This is a genomic window from Streptomyces sp. NPDC000410 (assembly GCF_040300305.1).
Classification (GTDB): Bacteria; Actinomycetota; Actinomycetes; order Streptomycetales; family Streptomycetaceae; genus Streptomyces.
Window position 1 is genome coordinate 1 of the sequence record NZ_JBEPDM010000140.1, and the last position, 1,405, is coordinate 1,405.

A 1,405-nucleotide genomic window follows, 5' to 3' on the forward strand; every position below is an offset into this window, starting at 1 on the left:
GCCCGGACAGCGAGTCCAGCGCAGCGGTAGGCAGGTTGATCATCGGAGCAGTATCACAAGGCGACGGCACCCCCGGCACTCCGATTTCGGCGCGGCCATGCCTCTGAGAGGGCGTTTGATCTAGGCGGATTGCCGCTTATGCCCTAGTAGGTTCCTCGCCAGGTTGGTGTGGTCTCGTCCGTTATGCGTTTGGTGAGGTTGTCGATCGAGGCAATGTGGATCATGGCTTCGGAGCTGGCGGTGAGGGTCTCGTAGTCGCGGGCGAGGCGGCGATGCGTCATGATCCAGCCGATGCTCCGCTCTACCACCCAGCGCCTTTTCACGACATGGAAGCCGCGTTTTTCGGGGTTGCGGTTGACGACTTCGACGTCGATGCCGAGCTTGGCGCCGTGCTCGACGACGGCGTTCTTGAAGCCGGTGTCGACCCAGCTTTTCGCGATGGTCGGGTAGGTCTGTTTCGCCTGGTCGAGGAGACGTATACCCATGGCGTTCTCGGAGAGGCCGGCGCCGGCGACGGTCACGGCGAGGATGAGGCCGATTGTGTCGGTGAGGATGCCGCGCTTCCGGCCGACGATCTTCTTCGCTGCGTCCGTTCCCTGGCTGGTCAGGGGCACGTTGCTGGAGGTCTTGACGGTCTGGGTGTCGATGACGGAGGCGGTCGGCTCGGGCTTGCGTCCTTCCTTCACGCGGGCCAGGCCGGTCAGGTCGTAGTTGAGCTGGGCGAGGATTCCCTCGTCGCGCCAGGCGGCGTAGTAGAAGTAGACGGTGCCGTGACCCGGGAAGTCGTGCGGAAGGTATTTCCAGGGGATTCCGGTGCGGTTTACATAGAGAATCGCGTTGAACACGTCACGGAGTTCGACTTTGGGTGGCTGGCCGGTGGGCCGGCGGTCAAGCCTGGCTTTCCGCCAGGCCGTCAACGTGGGCTCGATCAGGGCCCATCGGGCATCGGACAGGTCACTGGGGTACGGCTTCCGCTGGCTCACGTCGCAGCGTGATCACGGACGCGGCGGACGGTGCCGTTCCGCCAGTGCCGGGCGTTTCTGCCTCATCCTCGAACCAAACGGGCTTAGCGGGCAAGGAGCAGAGCAAACGGGCGTCCACCTTGACGGCTTGACGGACGGGAAGGGTCACGTTAGGGGCAAACGCCTCAAACCTGACAGCCGTGAACCTCGCCTACCGCCCCAAGCTAACCCTTAACGCCCACTGAGACCACTGCGGCCGGAGCCCGAACGGGAGCCCTCGCGCCACTGCACCCCCTTGGCCGCATCCCGCCCGGCATCGATGACCAGTTGCTTCACGCTCCTGGCCGCGTCGGGGTATCGCGCTGCCGACGGGCGGCCGGTTCCGCTGTAGTGCGGGATGGACGGCACTGCGCTGCCCAGGTGGGCGGTCACCCTGCTGGAGA

1 protein-coding gene and 1 pseudogene are annotated in these 1,405 nt (G+C 65.1%); both read right to left on the minus strand.

Annotated elements, in window-relative coordinates; genetic code table 11:
• Nucleotides 1–143: 143 nt before the first annotated feature.
• Complete coding sequence (locus ABT342_RS38115) at nt 144–983, minus strand: IS5 family transposase (protein ID WP_351584220.1); 840 nt, start codon at nt 981–983, stop codon at nt 144–146.
• Between the two features lie 225 nt (nt 984–1,208).
• Nucleotides 1,209–1,405: pseudogene (locus ABT342_RS38120) on the minus strand (IS701 family transposase); the annotation flags it as partial.